Here is a 19828-nt window from a genome sequence, read left to right as displayed (position 1 = left end):
AAAATTGTTTGAAACAAATCCCGCCGTATAACACTCTAAATAACAGAGGTGAACGGTATGACAAAAGATGAGATATCGGCTCTTGCTGAAAGGGCTAAGAATAAAGATAAAAAAGCTTTTGAAGCTCTTTATAACGAATACAAAAACAAAGTCTATTTCTTTGCACTCAGATATGTAAAAAGCACAGGGATAGCTGAGGATATGACCTCGGAGACTTTTGTGACGGCATTTGAAAGGATCTCGGCACTTCGGCAAAATGAATCATTTGTCGGGTGGCTTTATACGATATGCTACAGCAAGTGTATCCATTACATCAAGGAGGAAGCAAAGACCGAGCGTCTTGATGATGATAACGCTCTTGATACTTCAGAAATAAATGACGCAGTTATGCTGCCTGATGACTATGCTGTAAACGAGCAGACAAAAGTACAGCTTCGTGAAATGATAGATTCACTTGATACAAAGTCACGCTCGGCAATTATTATGTATTACTATGACGAGCTTAGTATGAGAGAGATAGCAAAGGCACAGGGAATAAGCGAGAATGCTGCCGATCTGCGGCTTTTTAGGGCGAGAAAAAAGCTCAAAAAGCAAATAGAAAAGCTTTTTTCAAAGGGAGGTATGCTGAGTTTAGCACCAATATCGGCGCTTCTTGAAAACATATCATTTGAGGGCTTTGCGGCAAAAGGCGGCAAGGCTGCCGTTAAAAAGAGCCTTGCTATGAAAATAGCGGCAGTATCCGCAGCAGGGATGGTGGTGGTATCGGCAGGTGCAGTGCTGCTAAAAAAGCAATTTGGAGATGACAGGCTTGCATATTCCGATCTGTCACTCGGCTTGGGTACTGTCAATGTATGCGACGAAGGAATACTGAGCAGCGAGCGCGGGTTTATGCATTTTACCGACTTTGCAAGCGGTGAGAGCGCCGTGCTGTGCTCAAGACCTGATTGCAGGCATAATGATGAAAACTGTTATGCGTATTTTGACAAACCTGTGTTTGAGGATATTTACGACGGCTCGCTCTATGTGCTGGATAACGGAGATGCGCTCAATGGATCAAGGTTATTTAAGTGCAATACAGACGGCAGCGACAGAAAGGTCATAGCAGAGCTTGACTGTGAGGGCGCTCTTGAGATGACATATGTTATGAAGGGCGGAAGGCTGTTTTGTTTTACCTTCAATGTGGATACGCAGACAAATGATATGACCTATTACCCGACAATAATTGACCTTGAAAACGGCAAAGCAAGCAAGGGAGATGCGCTTACAGACGGCTGTAAAATGCTCTATACTGACGGGGAAAGGATGTATTACAGCTTTCTCGGAACAAAGGCTGACTTGAATGAATATATGCAAAACCACACCTCTGATGAAATAGATAAGTACATCTCAGACCCCGATAACCTTATTTTTAAGCTGATGTGCTTTGACGGGGAAAGTGTGCGGCAGATAAGCGGCTTTGACAGCAAATTACAGGCTATATACTATGACGGAGAAAATGCAATAGCGTTTGAGCCTGACTTAAACACCTACTATCTGACTGATCTTAACGGCAATAAAAAAAGCGAGCTTATATCCTCTCCTGCAAGTGTATGTCCTTATATGTATAGTACCGTTGTTTTTACTGATACTCTCGGGAATGCACATTACTACGACAAGCAAAGCGGAACGCTTGTTAATACAAGCTCAAAGCAGATACCGCAGCTTGTTTTCGGCAATAGAGTTATTTTTTCCGCTGATGAATACTGCTCGCTTGACAGTTGGGTAAACGGCAAGGCTGATGAACAAAGACAGACATTACCGATAAAACTTGATGATGAATACTTTAAAACACATTGGCAGGGTAAAAAGGTTTTGCACGTCTACAGCGATCTAAGCATTACCGATACCGACAATGCGGCTTTTAATGACAGGCTCGTAATGCTTGGCAAGGGGTATGTTGTAAGCTTTGATATGGCAGATAGATATGACACGGCGCTTGAATATACCGAGCAGCTTAAAAGCATGAAAATTGTAATACAGGCATTGATATATTTGCAACCCCTGCACTTTCGGAGGGTGAGGACACAAGGCCTTACACCTTAAGCATTAAAGAAGGGCTTTGTGAGGAGCTTGATGATAGGCTTTCAAAGGGCGGCGAGCTGTATTCCCTATACCCCGAGAATAACTGGAAAAGCGTTACAAGGGATAACAAGATATACGGTGTGAATAACCGCATAAATATCAGCGCAGGGCTTTGCTTTGACCTTAAAATGCAATTTGAGGGTGATTGTCCGCAGGAAATAACAAAGCCCTCAGACCTTGAAAAAATTCTTTTACAAAACAGCAAGGAAAGCCCTGCTATGTATCTTGATAAGATACTTGCAGAGCATATAAAAAACCAAAATGGCGAGCTTATCGGCGGGTGTATCCCGATACGGCTTGAAAACGGTGAGCTTATGGCATTTGATCCATACAGCACAGAGTTTTTTGAGGACTATGTAGAATTTGCACATAAGGGCAGGGCTGAGGGGTTTATAGGAAATGATGTTTTTGCCCCATTTACCGCAAGAAACAGAAGCCCTAAAAGCACAGGTACAAGCCAGATAAGCATTTTAGGTATGGAGGATCACACAGCACTGTTTGAAAGCGGCATATGGTGTATAGCTTCGTGGAGCGAGAACAAAGACGATGCTTATGACCTTCTTGAAACTACGGCTCGAGATGAGTTGTTAAATGATATTTTATACTACGGTGCGCCCAACATTACCTATGAAGCAGGCACCTACAAATTGAGTATGAAGGACGACAGCTTTGGGGCATTGTCGACATTGGGTAACGAGTATCTGCTTATTGAAAACAAGCCTTATAAAGATCGGATAAAAGCGTATAATGACAGCTTAAAAATACTTGATGTAAGTGTTTATGACTTCGAGCAGTTTGAGAGTGAATTTGAAAAATACCGCACTATAACAGGAAAATATGAAAGCATACTGACGGGTGATGACAATGAATACAAGGCGCATTTCAAAGACCTTAAAAAGGAGCTTGAAAATGCAGGCTACCAAAAGACAATAGAAAAAATAAACGAGATGATTGGCGACAGTCAGAATAAAAAAGTAAAATGATATTCAGAAATCGTATGTCGTTCTTGACTTATTTGCTGTATATGTCTATATATACGGCAGTGAAATTTGAGAATACACTTTAGCAGGGTGCAGGTGAACAGGGTATAAAGCCGGGGAATGCCTGACGGCAGAACATTTGATTCAAAGCATTATATTCTGACAGGAATGCTTTCCGTTAAGCGAGAAAACTTATGCGCAAACGGGAATGGTGATCGAAAGCGTTTTTGAATATCAAAAACCAATATCGGAGATGGTGGAAAATATGAAACTGACGATCAAAGATCTTACAAAGCAATACGGAAATTTCACGGCGCTTGGCAGCTTCTCCTGCGACTTCACCCCTGGCGTTTACGGTCTGCTGGGTCCCAACGGTGCAGGCAAGTCAACACTAATGAACATCATCACCGATAACCTCAAACCCACCTCGGGCAGCGTTCTGTTTGACGGACGCGAGACCTCCGAGATGGGCGCCGAGTTTCGCCGCCTGCTTGGCTTTATGCCGCAGCAGCAGGGACTTTACCCGAATTTTACGCTGGAGCGTTTCCTATACTATATGGCGGCGCTTAAAGGTATGAACAAAACTGATGCAAAAGCTGATATAGAACGACTAATTAGGCTTGTGAATCTTGACAGCGCACGTTCAAAGCGGCTCGGCGGCTTTTCGGGTGGTATGAAGCAGCGTGCGCTTATTGTTCAGGCGATGCTCGGTGATCCGAAGATCATCATTCTCGACGAGCCCACCGCAGGCCTTGATCCGAAGGAACGTATAAGAATACGAAACCTTGTGGCAGAGATCGCATTTGAGAAAATAGTCATAATCGCCACACACGTTGTCTCGGATATTGAGTTTATAGCTAAAGAGGTCTTGCTGCTGAAACAAGGCGAGCTGATCGGCAAGGGGAAGCCTCATGAGCTATGCAAAACGATAGATGGCAAGGTTTTTGAAATCACGGCAAGCGAAGAAAAACTATCCGATATTTCGGACAGCTGCAAGGTGGGTAACATCTCAAAGGACGAGCATAATATCTATGTCAGAGTAATATCGAAGGACAAGCCAAATGACTATAAATTCATCCCTGTCAAGCCCGATCTTGAAGATCTCTACCTCTATTATTTCGATTGAGAGGTGCTTATGCGACTTTACATAAACGAATGTATCAAGGCTTTCTGTCGCTGCTCAACGATAGGCATTTTTCTGGCGCTTGCGGTTCTGAACGGTGTGCTGCTTTGGGTGAACGAAACATCAAAAGAAGAGCAGTTATATACCGCCGGGCAGTACAAAGCGGTTTATGATTCAATAGATAAAATGAATGCAGATGAAGCACTTGAAAAGCTCACACAAATGCAGAACGAACTTGATATTTTAGAGCAATTATCATTTGGAGAAGAAGTTTCAGATATTTATACAGATGCCGACACTAAATATTTACTTGAAAAGTATAACGGCAAAAGCTATCTTAAATTCTGTGATGACATCTACACCGAACGGCAGCTTATTGCTGATGCCCTCAAAGAGGTGCAGGCCTGCGCCGAATACGGCGGCTATCTTGACGGCATTGACGCGCAGGCAAGGAAGATGACGGGTATATCACTTTTTGCAGAGCCCGACAGCTTTTCCTACAAGAACATTGCCAAAACGCCGGACGACTTTGCGCACCTTAAAGGCAGCACACTCACCCCTGCCTCAAGCAAGGGTATTGATATGGCAACAGGCTTTCTTCCTACAGATATTGCGGCGTTTCTGATGATTATGACTGTTGTCGTTACAATAGTCACAAGGGAGAAAGAGCTTGACCAGATAACCCTTTCCCGAACTACATACAAGGGCAGAATGCCACTCGGGATCGCCAAGCTGATGACCTGCTTTACGGCTGCATTTGCGGCACTTTTTTTGCTTTTTTCAGTCAACCTTGCGGCAGGGTATTTCACCTACGGATACGGTAATATCTCGCGGCAGATACAGTCTGTTTACAGCTTTAACGGCAGTGATCTGAAAATATCAGTCGTACAGTATTTAGGACTGTTCCTTCTGAGTAAATTTGTTGTCTACTGCCTTTTTGCAGTCTTGATATATCTGATAACTACGGTTTCAAATTCTTCCGTAAAAGTATATGCTGTACTGGCAGTGATACTCGCAGCGGAGGCTGTGATGTACTACACCATTCCAAGCGCAAGCTATCTCTGTCCGTTCAAGTATATCAACCTTATTGCATTTGCCAATACGCACGATATTTTTGCAAAGTATCTTAACCTGAACATCTTTGGCGAACCTTTTGGATACAAGACGGTTTTTGTTGTTTCACTTGTAGTTTTACTCTTAACATTTTCTATACTGTCAGTAGCTTTTTACGCTCGTCAAAGAGTCATCATGAATCGCAGCAGGCGGCTTTCCTTCATAATTTTCAAAGGCCGAAACACCAGCCTTTTCTTGCAGGAGTGCTACAAGGTCTTTATTGGCGAAAGGGTACTGTTTATCCTGCTCGCTTTCGGGGCATTCGTGTGGTTTGGCTACACTCCGATCAATGAGAAATTTGCATCATCGGACGAGATCTACTACAAGCAGTATATGCTGAAGTTAGAGGGTGAATTCACCCCCGAAAAGGAGCATTTTCTTGTCGACGAACAATCGAAATTTGATAAAGCGCAGGAGGATATGCAGCGCGAGCTTGCCGAGGGGAATGTCTTTGCGGCGATGAAATATCAAAATATTCTTGCCTCTCAGACGGCATTCGAGCAGGTCAAAGCCCACGCCGAATATCTGAGATCCACCGACGGTGGAGAGTTCGTTTACGACTCGGGCTACAAGCTGCTGACGGGTGATGAAAGTGCTGGAAACAAGGACACAACCCTTGCCCTGACCGCCCTTGCAATGCTTATTTGCACGCTGACTTATGTATATTGCGTCGAGTATCAGACGGGTGCGTCGGTGCTTTTGCACTCAACTCCAAGAGGGCGAAAAGCTGTTTTTCTGCGAAAGCTTGTCATAGGAACGATAGTGCTGACAGTTATTTATATCCTTACCTATGCGCCGTATTTTTACAACGTACTTAATGCCTACGGCACAAGGCAGCTTTCCGCGCCTGCCTGCTCTCTTGAGCATCTGTCGGGGTGGAATCTGAGCATACTGGAATATCTTATTCTTATCTCTGTCCTGCGTTATCTTGGAATGATTGTAGCAATGCTTTTGATATATTTTGTATCAAGCAAAGCCAAAAGCTTTATATCTTCGCTGCTGATAGAAACGGTGGTGCTGATAGTTCCGCTGGTGCTGTTTTTACTTGATGTAAGTGCATTCAAGTGGTTTGGGCTCAGCCCAGTAATTATTTCAAATGTATGATACAAGTGTTTTGCCAAACTTTGCATGGATTCTTTGCTGTCTCAAAGCCAGCAGAGCTTTGTAAAGCTTGCAAGAAAACTCAACGAGTTCTGCAAGACGGATATACCCGTAGATGATCTTTGTGCGGTGTTGCCCTAATAAAAAACAGAGGTATCGCTGCAAAAATGGTGATACCTCTGCATTTTTGTGGCTGTATTTAGCGCTTTTGCAAACAGCCTTTTGCTAAATGCCACTGCGTGTTATTATATCGCAAAAAACGCCTTGCGGTGTTATTTATGCAAGGCGTTTTTTGGGTTTTAGTTATTGCCGATCTTCGGGGCATTGTTTTGTGGGTTATGTATTTGCGGCTCTTGCTGCATTTGTAATTTCTCTTCGATTATCTCCCTAGCTCTTTCACCGTCCTCAAAGTGATTGCCGTCATATTCAAAATAGTTCTTAGCCTGATAAATGCCGTTTACCTTCGGCTCTTTCTTGTAGTTCTTAAGGTAGGTAAGAGAAGATGACATATCTGTATCAAACTTCGGCTCTTTAAGCAGATCAAGATATTCAGTAAACTCCTTATAGTTCATATCCTTAAGTGTTGTGCTCTTTATCATTTTGACCACCTCGGCCTTAAGTGCGTCATAAGCACCCGGCTTTCCTATACCCTCTAACAGCTTGTTCTGGTGCGGGAACATTATCGGGTAAAACTGATCCTTAACGTTGGCATACAGTTTATTATAATACTCCTTTTCATAGTCCGGTGTGTTGGGGTCATTTAATTTATCGGTTGCAAGGTTGATAGTCTGCTCTTTATCCGCTATTACACGGGGGTCTTTTTTAACCTTATTCCTAACGATATCACTGTACTGATGCTGAAATAGCTCGTTGATATATATATCTGCTTTAGCTGCAATCTGCTGGCTTTCGGTAATGGCTCCCGGAGTATTCTTTAAAATCTTTTTGGCGTTCAGAGATTTTTTGTTGATCATTCCCCAGGTCGATATGCTGTCTATCTTCTGCTCATAATCACGGTCAAGCGTTTTATCGTTTCCGAGAGGATAGCTCATTACCCTTTGCTTAAGGTCGCTGTCACGCTCCATTAGATTGCAAAGGCGCTTAGCCATTTCACCTGTTTCGGGAGCACTGCCGATATTCAAGGTGTTCATATCCCTCCTGATAGCATTGTTAAGTGACATAGCTATTATCTTTGCAAGAGGGTCTAAGTTGCCTTCCTTATAAGCATTAAGCGCATCTGCTGCCAATTCTCTGCCCTTTTGTATGCAGGGGAAGAAGGTCTTTACAACATGATCTGATATCATGCCGTCCTCATCCATTAACCCTGTAGTATATAAAGGTGTAAAATGAATAATGCTTATATCTTCCGGAAGGGCATTATCCGCAACCTTGCGCTTGAACTTGTACTCATCGGCTGTGAACTCACCTTTTTTAAACCGATCATTAAGCTCTGCAATATCGGTCTCCATTTCACAGGCTTCCTTCTGAGTAGCCGCCGCCATAGCTATTGCCGCAAAGTCCTTTTCCGAAAGGGGAGGAATTACTTCATTCGGGTCACTTGTCTTGTAAACATTCTTGAAATCATTCTTAATAGGCTTAAAGATCTTGTATTCCTCACCCGTGACCTTTGATTCGGAATACTGCTTGAACCTTTCCTGATATTCAGGCTCAAAGCCGTAGATATGATCTATCAGCTCAACGCTTTTGATCCTGTTTAAAGGAAGATTTGTTGCATTTTTTGTGCTGTTTTCAAGCAGCGTCCTTTTATCCCTTGCAAGAGTATCGCATCTGTAGCGCTCGGCATCAAATTCGTCGATATCCTTTATAACGGCGTTTTCCGTTAAGATATCATAGGACGTGTTATATCTGGTTTTTATTTTTTCGTTGCTAAAGATTTCTTTATCAACTTCATATCTATATGCAGCATCATTAACAGTATCATATATAGGCGAGCCGTACTTCAAGGCGGTCACATCGTCTATGGTGTATTTTTTATCAAGCCTTGAGTTTATCCTATCCCTTGCCTCGCTGAGGGTCTCCTTTCTGCTGCCGATCATACGCCTTGTGTAGAAATCATCTTCAAGCTGGTTTGTCCTCAAAGCCGATTTGTAGACATTGAGCTTGTAAGCGTCCATGCTCTCCTGCACGCTCTCGTTTCTTGTGCGCTCCTGAAAATCAAGGTCGCTTTTGAAGAAATCTCTTGCATTTTCGGAAATGCCCATAAGTATGCCATGCTCTACCTTTTTGGTCATATCTGTAAGCTTTGTGAGGTTATCAATATTTGCCTTTATGCGCTTTTGCTCATATGTGTCGCCGCTTTTACGCCTGCCGGGGTCCTTGCACATCTGGCCGTTTTTGTATTCAAGGTATTTTTTTATATCCCCCTTAAGTGCATCTGATTTTTGCAAAAACAGATCCATATCCTCAAAGGTTATCGGCTCATCATAAGGCCTTTCGCGCCAAGTGACGTTTACAAGCTTGTTAAGATCAAGCAGCTTTTCCTTCATGTTGCGGAACTGCTTGCTTGAACGGATATAGCCCTTGTCGTTGCTCTGAATATCAGCCACCATTTTTGAAACGGTGTTCTGTATCTTCTCGATATCATAATCAAGGGTAATGTTATTGCAAAAGCCTAACTCGTAATCCGAGAAATTATGGTTGTTGGCGTAAAGCTCGTTATGGGCGATAGTGCGCTTAAACTTGAGCGAATCCTTGCCTGAAACGGCATCGCCGAGCGGAGGGATAAATGTCAGCTCTTCTGCATCAGTGTCAACTACAGAGTGGTTGTTTGCAAGGGCTGTGATGACCATAGCCTTCTGGAATGCGATCTTCTGTTTGTGGCTGTGCTGTATCTCTGAATCTGCAAACGCCTGATCGTACATATCGCAGTATTTTGTACTTGAGTAGATAGTTTCATTTTCATTGGAGTACACAACAGCTCTTGATGCAAAATCATTTATTGCAGTATCGGTTCCGCCGAAAATGCTGTCGTATACCGATGCGAGCTTTTCTATATCCTTAGCGTCGCGCTCTAAAAGCGAGTTTACTATGTTTTCGGGCTCTGTCTGCTGTATATCAAGGCTCTGGAGCAGGTCATTTATGCGCCTGCCCTCGGGCGTTGAGGCATTATTGATGCTTTTTATCCTCTCGCCGCGCGTAAGGGTCGTGAATGAGGCGTTTGTAAAAATATTTTCTATCTTGTGGTCGCCGTTTGTGTAGGTAAGCTCTGTGCCGGGCGTAGTCATCACCCTAAGCAGCTCCGCCTTTGCATAGAGGTATACTTTCTCATCATTAAGGTCGGAGTCACCGAACCTGCCCGAATTTATCAGCCTTTGACGAACGTCCTCTACAAGATTTACAGGCTCGCTGTTTGGCGTTTTCTTGTAGGTAAAGCCGTCAAGCACGGAATGAAGTTCCATAATGACGTTGCCGTTTGAATCCATACCGAAGGCCTCATTAAGGTAGCTGCTTGCGATATTAAGGTAATACTCCGAAATGTTTTCAAGAGCAAAACGTCTGGTGTTTAAAATGTTAAGGCTCGTTATCTCGGGGCGAACGCCGCCCAAGATATTTGCAAAGCCGTTATCAAGTGCGGTTTTGCGGCTTTGTTCAAGCTGCTGCGCAAGGATAAGGTTTGCCTGCTGCTCGGCATTGCTCAGCTGCTCCTCCGTGCGCCTGCCGTTTGAGGCGATATTGCCGTTTGTAAAGTCATCAAGGCTGTTTGCCTGCTTTCTGTCAAGGCCAAGCACCTGTGAATCCAGCGCACGCAGTCTGTTTTCCTCTTCAAGGGTGCGCTTTTCTGCCTGCTTTTTAAGGTACTCGGTATTGAGCTTTTTGGGCAGGTAGGCTTTTTCTATCTTGATGATGTTGTTCTTTATGGGGCTGTTGAATCTCTGCTCGCTGAGCGTGTTCTCCTTGCCGCCGTAGCGGTAGACATTTGTGCCTAAGCCGTTTATCGGAAGATCCCCCGGGTGACGGGCGCCGCCCTTGATCATCTCGTGCTGCTCGGTGAGGGTGCCGTCCTCCTTCATTTCAACGTATTCGCTCGGCACGCCGAAAATAGTCTTTCCGTCCTTTGAAAGCTTGATGTTCGACATCCACGTTACCTGAATGCCGCGCAGGCCTGCAAGGCCGTTTTGCTGGCTGAGCCTGTCGCTGATAAGCTCTCTTAACGAGCCGTCATAGGTCATATCAGGCTCAGTCTTATTCCCTTTGTGGTGGAGTGAGTTTTTATACTTGATCTTATCGCCGTTTATTTCGGTGATGGTTATATAGTGGCCGCCAAGAAGTATGCCCACAGGCGAATGATCCACGGTGATAGCGTGGCGGATAGTGTTTTCAAGCTCCTGTGCAGCGCTTTCCTTGTACTGCTCCTCCGTGATATTTGCGTTTCTCAGCTCATCGTTATATCTTGTTATCTCAACCTCTCGAAGCATAGTGTTCGGCAGAAAGCTTAAGATAGAGTCGCCCATTTCGAGTGTGTTGTTCTCGTGGTCGGTATTATAGGCGATGACAGTTTCTTCATCAGTCTGCTCTGCCTGCTGCTGTGTCTTTTCGGGGCGGTAGTTCTTTATATCGTTTTGCGAAAGGTCAAGTCCCCTGCTTGATGCAAGTATCTGGAAAAAGCTTGCCCAGCAGCCTGCGCCCGTGTTCTGGAATTCATTCTGATGAATATCAGCAAGTGATACGCCGCCATCCTCGGTGGTGATGACCTCGGGCTCTCTGTAAAGCATTTTATCATTATCCATGATATCCTTTGCACGGTTTTGGATATCGGCCTTTTTGCCCGTGACGCGGATTATCTCCTTGATGATATGCAGCTGCTCATAGGTCATAGCCTCGCCGTATTCTTCGAGGAACTGGCTCAAAACGGCAGTATTGCCCGTATTGTATATCCAATCGGGAACGTTTTTGAGTTTTATTGTTTCTTCCTGCCAGAGAATAGGGTCGTGATCAAGCAGCTTGTCGTATTCCTCGGCAAGCTCGTCATCGTCCATGCTGTCATATTCCGCCTCTAACTCTGCCCTTGTCGGCGCAGGATCAAAAAGCTCGGGGTGGCGCAGCACTACCCTTTCTTTCAGGTTTGCATATTTTTCCTTTGAGATACCCGAAAAAAGGTCGGGATCCTTAAGTGAGTAATTAGGATCAGGCATATATATTTCCTCCTTTTGGATCATAATGTTCTATTAATAATACCCTCACAGCGGCAAAATGGTTGCATTTTTATTAAAAAAAAGCATCGCAGGAAATATAGGTTTATAGTTATTGCTTTTTTTGGAATTGTATGATATAATTTAAAGGTAAAAACAACAACGAATCATGAACTTGATAATTAAGGCAACACCGCACAAAGACCGCCTGAGAGCTTTGCGGCACATCTGCGTGCTTAGCAAAGCTAAGCAACCGTATACTGCACCACAATCTTTGTGCGGTGTTGCCTTTATTTTCCTCGGTGCTATATGTGCTATACTGGTATTGTTTGCAAAACCTATCGCAGGGATATACATATCACAGCAGGGAGAGCTTTTCGACATGGTGGTATTCTCCTCGGTTATGATAGGAATATATGCGCCGTTAAATGGTCTTGTGCGTTCAAGGATATCCTATCTCAATGCTGTAAAAAAGACGCGCAATATGCAGATAATGACATTTTTATCATCTGTTGTATATACGATAATAAGTGCGTTTGTACTCGGAAAGCTTTTTGGTGCTTACGGCGTGCTTGCGTCCGATCTGATGCGTGCAGTTCTTCTGATGCTGACGGTTTGGATTATTTTTATATCGGTAGGCTTTTCGTTAAACAAGTCCTGTTTTATTGTTTTATGGGTTCATATAGATCTTCAAAAAAAGTTGTTTTTCTTGCACCCATTTGCTTACTTGGGGAGTATATATTATAGAGTGCATAAGTATATGTAATTTTTGAAAGGAAGTATTCTATTATGAGAACCTACGAAGAACTCAAAGACCTGGGCACAGAGGAACTACAGAGAATTGAGGGGATATTTGGCAATAGGTCAAAGTTTCTTAAACTGAAAAGAGAGGAAAAAACAGGCCTTATGCAGGATTATATGTACCTCTACTGTAAGACACTGCCGCAGTATGACCCGAAAAATGACAGGCGTATGTTTACTGAGATAAAGATAAACAGCGGCCTTGAAAAGACATTTCAGAAAATAGCAAGGGCAGGCTATGACGGCAAGGGTGTAAAGGAGGAGCTTCAGAGCAGCCTTATAGTTGAATATGCCGCAGGGGTAAGCCTTTACGGGCAAAAGGACGTTAGAGGCAGAATAGAAAAGTATCAGAATGATATAATGTTTAACCTTGATAAGGTGCAGGCGCAGCGTGCGGCAGAGCAGAAAAAAATACAAGACAGGGCAGAGGCACAGAGAAGGCGTGATGAGGAATCACTGCGCCTTGGTGAGGAAAGAAGGCTTGAGCGTGAGCGTCAGCGTGCTTTGCGGGCGGCGAACAAGCCAAAGCCTGTAAAGGAGGACTTGAAGCCTCAGACAGAGATGAATACGCAGGCACAGCCAAAGAATGAAATAAAAGCAAAGCCCAAAAAGGCAAGGCAGATCCCGAAGCTTGACCTTAATGTAAAGAAGAAAAAGCTATTTAACACTTCACGCCAGCTTGACGTCTCATTAGATCAAATGAAGGAACAAATAAAGGATATGGAGCAGGCAAACAAGGGCCTTTTTTCAAACAGCAGAAAGTTTGACAACATTATAGGAAATGCCAACGCTTTAGTTCAGCTCACAGAGGATTATAAAAGGCTTGAGAAAGCGGATCTTTCGCCTGCCAAAAGAAAGCAATTCGCAGAAAAGCTTATAAAAAACTGCGATAAGATGCGCGAAATATCCGACAGATACAAAAACCATAAGATGGATCAGGGCAAGCTTGATGAATTTGGGCTGGAAACTAATAAAATGGATAAAAGCTCGAGAAACCGTCTTACAGCACTTGTTAAGCTTGATGATATAGTGGATAGGCTCAAGAAGATCGCCAACAGTAATAGAATAACCGCCGAGCTTGATATCAAGGACCAAAAAAGCCAGCAGGAGGAATATGATAAGATATCTGCCAGAGTAAACGAATATGATAAGCAGGCGGAGAATGCAGAGGATATAAAGAGGATAACTCTTAATGAGGCTGCTGAGCGTATAGAGCGGGTCATGAAGGATAATATGACAAATTATCAAGACGGGTCGATTAAGTTTAACGGTATTGATCAAAAAAAGCTTGAATACTGTGTTGCGGCGGTAATGCTCAATGAACTGATACAAACTAAAGAGGGCTTGGCATTAAAAAAGATAGCGCCTAATGACCCTATGCAGTATAAGAGCTTTATCAGAAGTGTTGCCGATTCAATCAGCTTTAAGAGAGCGTTGCCCGAGGGGCTGAATAACCCCAAAAGCCTTAGCAGGTTCTTATCGGATAAGAATGCGGCACTTGATATGGGCAAGGCATATATGAAGGATATGGAGGCTGAGATAAAGACCTCTCACTATATCACAAATCGCACCCAGACAGAGCATAAGCCCGAGGTGAAAAAGATCCTGCAATAAAGGCAACACCGCACAACCAATGGCTTACGCCTTTGTATGCCATATGCTTGAAAATTTTCCGTCATATCGCCCAAATCCACCTTGTCTTACGCCAGTAAAACTGCGGCGGATATAGGCAATCTGACGAAAAATTTGTCAGCGCATCTGACATACAATGGTCGTGCGGTATTGCCTAAATATAATACACGCACGATATAGCATAATTTTTCGCACGATGTATCTTAAGGACTGCATCATCCAAAAGATATGGCATTATCGGCATACTGAGGCTCTTGAATCATATCAGGAGCCTTTATATGTACTACTCTCTCATATTTTAGGACTTTGTATGTTTATTATGACATACAAGACCTTTTTTGCTTTGTGGCTTTTTAACAGATACATCAGTGTCAATGGCAAATAGATAAAGCATTTGCTGATATGCTCTCGGTGTTTTGTATAAGTTAAACAAAATTTCAGGATAGTTAAAATCTTTGCACCTATTTTTGTAAAAAAAGGGTGTTACTTATGATAGAATAAAAAACTGTAAGATCAGGAGGATAAAAAATGCCAAAGGATAAAAACAATGCCGCACAGGTTGATCAGAACGTATCGGTAAAAACTGCCGCTATCGGAGGAGTTTCATTTGAGCAGTATAAGAAAATGCTCATCAATCATTATTCACGTCACCCTGAATATGGGTTTGTAAAGCCTATGCCGTCTGTTGAACAGATGCAGCAGAATTATAACAATATGAGTGATGCAGACCTTATCAAGGAATACAATATGTACCTTGAACAAAACAGGGCTGACTGGGAAATGAGTGCTATCAACGACGGGGTAGATAAGAAAACTCTCCCGAAGTGGGTGCTTAATACAAGCAATGCCGATCTTATTGTTCGGTTTATCGATGAAAACTATCAGAACCTCACTTATGAGCAGCAGTATCTCTTAAACTACCGTGTTGCGGTGGCAGGTAATATTGCAAATATACAGACTCAGGCAAAGGAGAGCTTTGATCAGGGTAAGCCGTTTTTGCCGCTTGCTAACGTCAAGGAGGGCGTAAACGCAAATAATGAGCCGACCTATGAGCTCGAGGGCGTTTCTCAGTATAGCTTTCAGTCAAGCGGCAACGGCTGCTGGTCGTGCTTTTTCCAGGTTCTTGCATCGTCAAGAGGTGTTTATGCACCACAGGAGCAGATCCGTGCGTATAAGCCCAATCTCTCGCAGGAGGCGTCCGGAAAACTAAATGATGAGGCATTCAAAGCGCTTAACTATGACCAGAAGAACAGCGCTCTGGAAATGGGCGATAGTATACTTAGCTTTTTGCCCAATACGATGCTGTGCGAGGTTGAGATATCAAGCTATGATGAAACGATAGCATCAAAGAACATTACTCCCGAGCAATATCTTATAAACTGCACCGAGAAGATCAAGAAAACGGTCACTCACGCTATCAGGAACGAGCATTCGCCCGTCGGCGTGCTGCTTGGCAACCACTATATTACGATCATCGGAATTGACGGTGACAAGGTAAAATACAAAAACTCTATCGAAAACTCCGATATCAACCCGAATGAACCCGACTACACATTTGAAGCGCCGATAAGCGAGCTTTTCGGTGATGTTCTCCTGAATGAAGACGGCACTATGAGTGCGCTGCAGCTCACCTATGCAAAGGATATCAAGCTCTCTAAGGACGGCAGGACGATATTCGGTGTGCCGAGCGACTATGTAAAGATGTTCCCCGACGGAAACGTCAGCCGCCAGCCTGCGAATATAAGAGACGGCGCTCACCTTATGCCTGAGGATGATCCGCCTTCAAATATTAACGGTATTCAGGCGGCAAGAACAGGCCGTGTTGAGGATACTCCTACCGAGCAGAGGATGAGAAATACTCTTGTAGACGGCGTTCTGTTTACAGAGAAGGTATATCTGCCCAAAAAGCTTGATCAGCACTATCTGATTAATAGTGCAAAGAACCGCACCCTTGAAGAAGAAAATGCTTTAAGACAGCAGGATGAGGAGTTCTACGGGAACAAGAGGCCTGCAATATCTCAGGCTGAGATAGATGCTGAGAATATGATCATCGCACAAGGTCAGCAAAAGCCCGAGGACGTATCAAGGGAGCTGTTTGAGCAGGCTAATTCTACCGCCACAGCGCAAAGAGAAGAGGTCGCTAAGGTAAGGATCCAAGCTATATTAGAGCAGTCAAGAGCAGACGGTATCAAAAAAGGCTTTGAAAAGCTTGCAAAGGGCACCAACAGTAAGCTTTATGACAGCCCGCTTGTAAAAGATAAGGATTTCCAGATCGAAAAGCTTGATATTAATCAGGCAGGAGAATTCAAGGCTCTGCTTGTAAATGTTATGGGAACAGATGCCAACAATTCTCCGACAGGGGAGATATATACTGTCTATGATAAGTTTTACTATAAAAAATCACCCGACGGCGAGCCGATAAATGTTGTTGAAGATGTTAAGCAAAGGCTTATCAAAAGTGAGATCTTCGGCAGTAAAGCTGAAAATCTCAAAGAGTCAGTACTTTATAATTACGTTGCGGCAGAGCTTTTGCATTTAGCATCTGACCCTAACATCTCGCTTAGCTATAATAATGATGAATTCACCGTAGATAACCTTAAATTAAGGGAAATCCCCGAGATATCCCCCGAGGTACGCATTTTTAATGTAAACGACCCCGTGGCTGACAGCGATATCCAGCTGGCATATGATATAAACAAGCTTGATATACCGCAGGTGACAGATGCGACGCTGTTTACGTCGGTAGTAGGGCTCTCCCGTGAAAAGCTTAATGCGTATGCGGCAGTTTATGATGAGATATTCGGCAAGGGGCAGAGGGGAAATATACAAGATGTTACTATAAACATTGTTCCCGACAGGGAGATAGATGCCCCACGCGAGGATGTTCATTTCTCCACAATACACAGCCTTATGAGAGAGCATACACCTCCCACGGCCTATAATAAAGAGGTCTGGAACAAGCAGCAAGCCTTTAAAAACGGAAAGACATATATATCGGCAGAGCCTAATGACACTCTGAAAGCAGGCAAGGCAGCGATAGTTATGGCGCTTGCAAACGGAATGACTGTAAAGAAAAACGGCGTTCCCGTAGGTGAGCTGTCGCTTGTTGCGGCTAACAGAGCAAAGCAAAAGCAGATAACCGACAATATGAAAGACCCTGAGCTTGCATTCCTCGGCAGCGTTGGCGGAAAGATAGTTCCTTCAAACTACACCCTTGATAATATCCGCAATACCCTTAACGGGATAACTGCTAATATTGAAGGCGCAGACAACCGCTGGTTCAGGTCATCGAGCTATTACAGAGAAGTAAAGAAAGCGCTTAAGGCACTCAATAAGCACGTTAATGAAACGCTTTCAGCTAAAATTGACAACGATCAGCCTATAACCTTTGAGGATATGGAAAAGTTCTTTGCTAAGAGCGATGTGCTTAGGGGAAAAATGGAAAAGTACCTTGAACATAAGAATAAGCAGATGCTTGAAGACCCTTCAAGAAAGACTGACCCCGGCAAGCAGGACCATGAGCAGGTAAGAATAAAGAATATTATTAGGTCGATCGAAAACCTTGACACTATGAACAAGGCTGCTGAAAAAAGCGTTATCGAAACTATGTCAGCTGATGCAAAGGCTTATTTTTATTCGCAGTACAGTAAAGCACTTTTAAAGACTAAGGACCCATATCTTGAAAGAGAGCCCCTAAAACACACCTTCGCGGAATGTGCTGACAGGTTAGACCAGCTTGATGATGATTTCTACATAAGAAGAAATAAGTATAATTCGGATAAGGAGAGCTTAAGAGAGGCCCGTGACAGGATAATCGGCGCTGTAAATAAAAAGTATAATGAGCAGTTTGTTGCCGAATACGGAAAAAATAGGAGAGATCCCGTGGAAAAAGCGGCATCAGAGGCTGACGCTGCATTTGCTAATAACAAACGCAAGAAACTAAGCGACACGGAAATGCGTACTTTGTTCGCTGAAACGAAGAAAGAGAGTCTTGATAGATATTCGACCTACAACTATGAAAAGAATAAGCTTGCTGAGTATAAGAATGATCTTGTAGCTTACAACGCTGATGAAAAACAAGCAAGAAGCTATGCAAACGCCACCGTGCTTACGGGCGAATATGCCGAAAAGATCAAGGTCTATGAATATGTATTAGGGCCTACACCCAATCTAAAAAAGGCCTTTACCGACCCTCGTATGGAGCCGTTCACCAAGGAGGAGATCAAAAAGATCACGCCGATACACGGAAACTTTAAGGCCATTGGAGATGGCGGCAACGATCCTTCACTTTCAACAAAGGACTTTGCAGCGATAGCATATGCTGCTTGCTTTACAGACAGAGCTTACGAAAAGATACCGCCCCAGTACCATAGGAGCAAGAACCCGGACGTTAACAAATATTTTATGCACTTTATGATAGAGCGGCTTGATAAAGGCGATATCGACCGGATAGGCTGTTCACACGGCGGTATGATCCAGGAGGGCAGGCTTATGGCAAAGGAGGCTATGGAGAAATATGCTCAGGGCGACAAGCAGATGCTTGCTGAGCTGCTGACAGCAGGTATCAAGAAAACAAACAAGGTCTTCAAAAAGAATCGCAGCGGAATCACCCCATCAAATATCGAAATGGCCGCAAGAATGAGGAATATGCTTGAGCGTGATCCCGAACTTAAAGCTATTGCTGAAAGTAAAGGACTAAGACCCGAGGATACAAGAAGTATAGAATCAATGATAAAGGTATTGAAAATAAAGGAAAGTGCCGATAGATTCGCTAATAACGTTTCTAAACGCTCAATTACAGAGGATGAACAGATTGACGGTGTTACGGATATGTATATGATGATGCTTATAACCGATCAGGAGGAAAGGTCGAAAGATGCAAACAGAACGGATAATCCTTATTTTATGAATGAGTATAACGCTATACTTAACGAGATCTTAAATTCGATAAACACCGTAGATGATCTGAGAGCAATGGATCTGCAATCATTGCTTTATGATAAGGCGGGATATCTTGATTATAAGTATTCTCCAAATACCCCGTTGCTTGAGAGCTTTAATGATCCGAAGAATATTGACAAATTAAGAAACACTGTTCGTGAAATGGTAAAAAACAGCACACTTAATGCCCCTTATAGTGAATCAAGAAAAATCTTATTAGATGTTAAGAAATATAAGCTGGTTACAGATATGATAAAGAATTATGAGGAGAAGGCACCTGTAACAGATGACGGTTTATATGATATGGGTATTGAGGATGGTTTTATACGGGAGTATATTGATAATAACAAAGATGAAGCAAGAGAAAGAATGAGATTAGCAGATAGCGCCGGCTTTGATGACTTAAAGCTAAGTAATCTGCGTAATATGGTGGATAATAAGCTAAAACACCAAAGAGCTAAGAAAACAGTTTCAGCTACCACCAATGTAACTGCCAACAATAATACTACGGTAAAAGACAACACCATAAAGCACATCTAAAAGCATTTTCGGCAACAGGGAACAAAGGAATAACAGAAATGTAAAAACCAAAGATAAAATGGGATATACCTTCCAAAGCTAAGAAGGTATATCCCGTTTTTGTATTGATGCTGAGTGAAAGCTTTATTACGGCAAGACGTGATACTGTGAATTTTGCAGTGCGGGGGATATCCGTCGTTTTGATGATGTAGTTATTGCAGAGAGCAGAGAGCTGTGATCATGAAGAACGCCGCGCAGATATTATTCTGTTCGGCCTTTGCTTTTGTTAAGGCAACACCGCACGGCCATCGGCGGATATTTTTGTATGCCATCCACTTGCATATTTT

At 43.3% G+C, this 19828-nt stretch carries 7 protein-coding genes; 6 read left to right on the top strand and 1 reads right to left on the bottom strand.

Annotated features, from left to right (window positions below):
- Positions 1-57: 57 nt before the first annotated feature.
- From CD05_RS19675 to CD05_RS0108940, 4 genes are all read left to right on the top strand, one after another.
- Positions 58-2082 (top strand): sigma-70 family RNA polymerase sigma factor, encoded by a 2025-nt coding sequence (locus tag CD05_RS19675; RefSeq protein ID WP_028510228.1) that lies wholly within the window; start codon positions 58-60, stop codon positions 2080-2082.
- A gap of 119 nt (positions 2083-2201) precedes the next feature.
- Entirely contained in the window at positions 2202-3104 is a 903-nt protein-coding gene (locus CD05_RS0108950) for a hypothetical protein (protein ID WP_028510227.1), read from the top strand.
- A gap of 262 nt (positions 3105-3366) precedes the next feature.
- A complete protein-coding gene (locus CD05_RS0108945; protein WP_028510226.1) occupies positions 3367-4227 on the top strand; it encodes an ABC transporter ATP-binding protein in 861 nt (286 codons plus the stop codon).
- Between the two features lie 9 nt (positions 4228-4236).
- Positions 4237-6441, top strand: coding sequence for an ABC transporter permease (locus tag CD05_RS0108940; protein WP_028510225.1), 2205 nt, complete (start codon positions 4237-4239; stop codon positions 6439-6441).
- A gap of 296 nt (positions 6442-6737) precedes the next feature.
- Here the strand turns inward: CD05_RS0108940 and CD05_RS0108935 are convergent, their stop codons facing one another.
- Positions 6738-11591, bottom strand: a complete 4854-nt coding sequence (locus CD05_RS0108935) for a hypothetical protein (protein ID WP_028510224.1) — start codon at positions 11589-11591, stop codon at positions 6738-6740.
- A 786-nt stretch (positions 11592-12377) separates the two neighbouring features.
- Here CD05_RS0108935 and CD05_RS0108925 point away from each other — a divergent pair.
- Complete coding sequence (locus CD05_RS0108925) at positions 12378-14003, top strand: hypothetical protein (RefSeq protein ID WP_028510222.1); 1626 nt, start codon at positions 12378-12380, stop codon at positions 14001-14003.
- A gap of 546 nt (positions 14004-14549) precedes the next feature.
- The gene (locus CD05_RS0108920) at positions 14550-19502 is read left to right on the top strand and encodes a hypothetical protein (protein WP_028510221.1); all 4953 of its coding nucleotides are present in this window, start codon (positions 14550-14552) and stop codon (positions 19500-19502) included.
- Positions 19503-19828 lie beyond the last annotated feature (326 nt).

It is taken from the genome of Ruminococcus sp. NK3A76 (assembly GCF_000686125.1).
Taxonomy (GTDB): domain Bacteria; phylum Bacillota; class Clostridia; order Oscillospirales; family Ruminococcaceae; genus NK3A76.
This window is presented reverse-complemented; position numbering and strand designations above follow the sequence as displayed.

Coding starts and splice junctions, on each gene's coding strand:
- CD05_RS19675 (WP_028510228.1), top strand. CDS start 58: ATGACAAAAGATGAGATATCGGCTCTTGCTGAAAGGGCTAAGAATAAA.
- CD05_RS0108945 (WP_028510226.1), top strand. CDS start 3,367: ATGAAACTGACGATCAAAGATCTTACAAAGCAATACGGAAATTTCACG.
- CD05_RS0108940 (WP_028510225.1), top strand. CDS start 4,237: ATGCGACTTTACATAAACGAATGTATCAAGGCTTTCTGTCGCTGCTCA.
- CD05_RS0108935 (WP_028510224.1), bottom strand. CDS start 11,591: ATGCCTGATCCTAATTACTCACTTAAGGATCCCGACCTTTTTTCGGGT.
- CD05_RS0108925 (WP_028510222.1), top strand. CDS start 12,378: ATGAGAACCTACGAAGAACTCAAAGACCTGGGCACAGAGGAACTACAG.
- CD05_RS0108920 (WP_028510221.1), top strand. CDS start 14,550: ATGCCAAAGGATAAAAACAATGCCGCACAGGTTGATCAGAACGTATCG.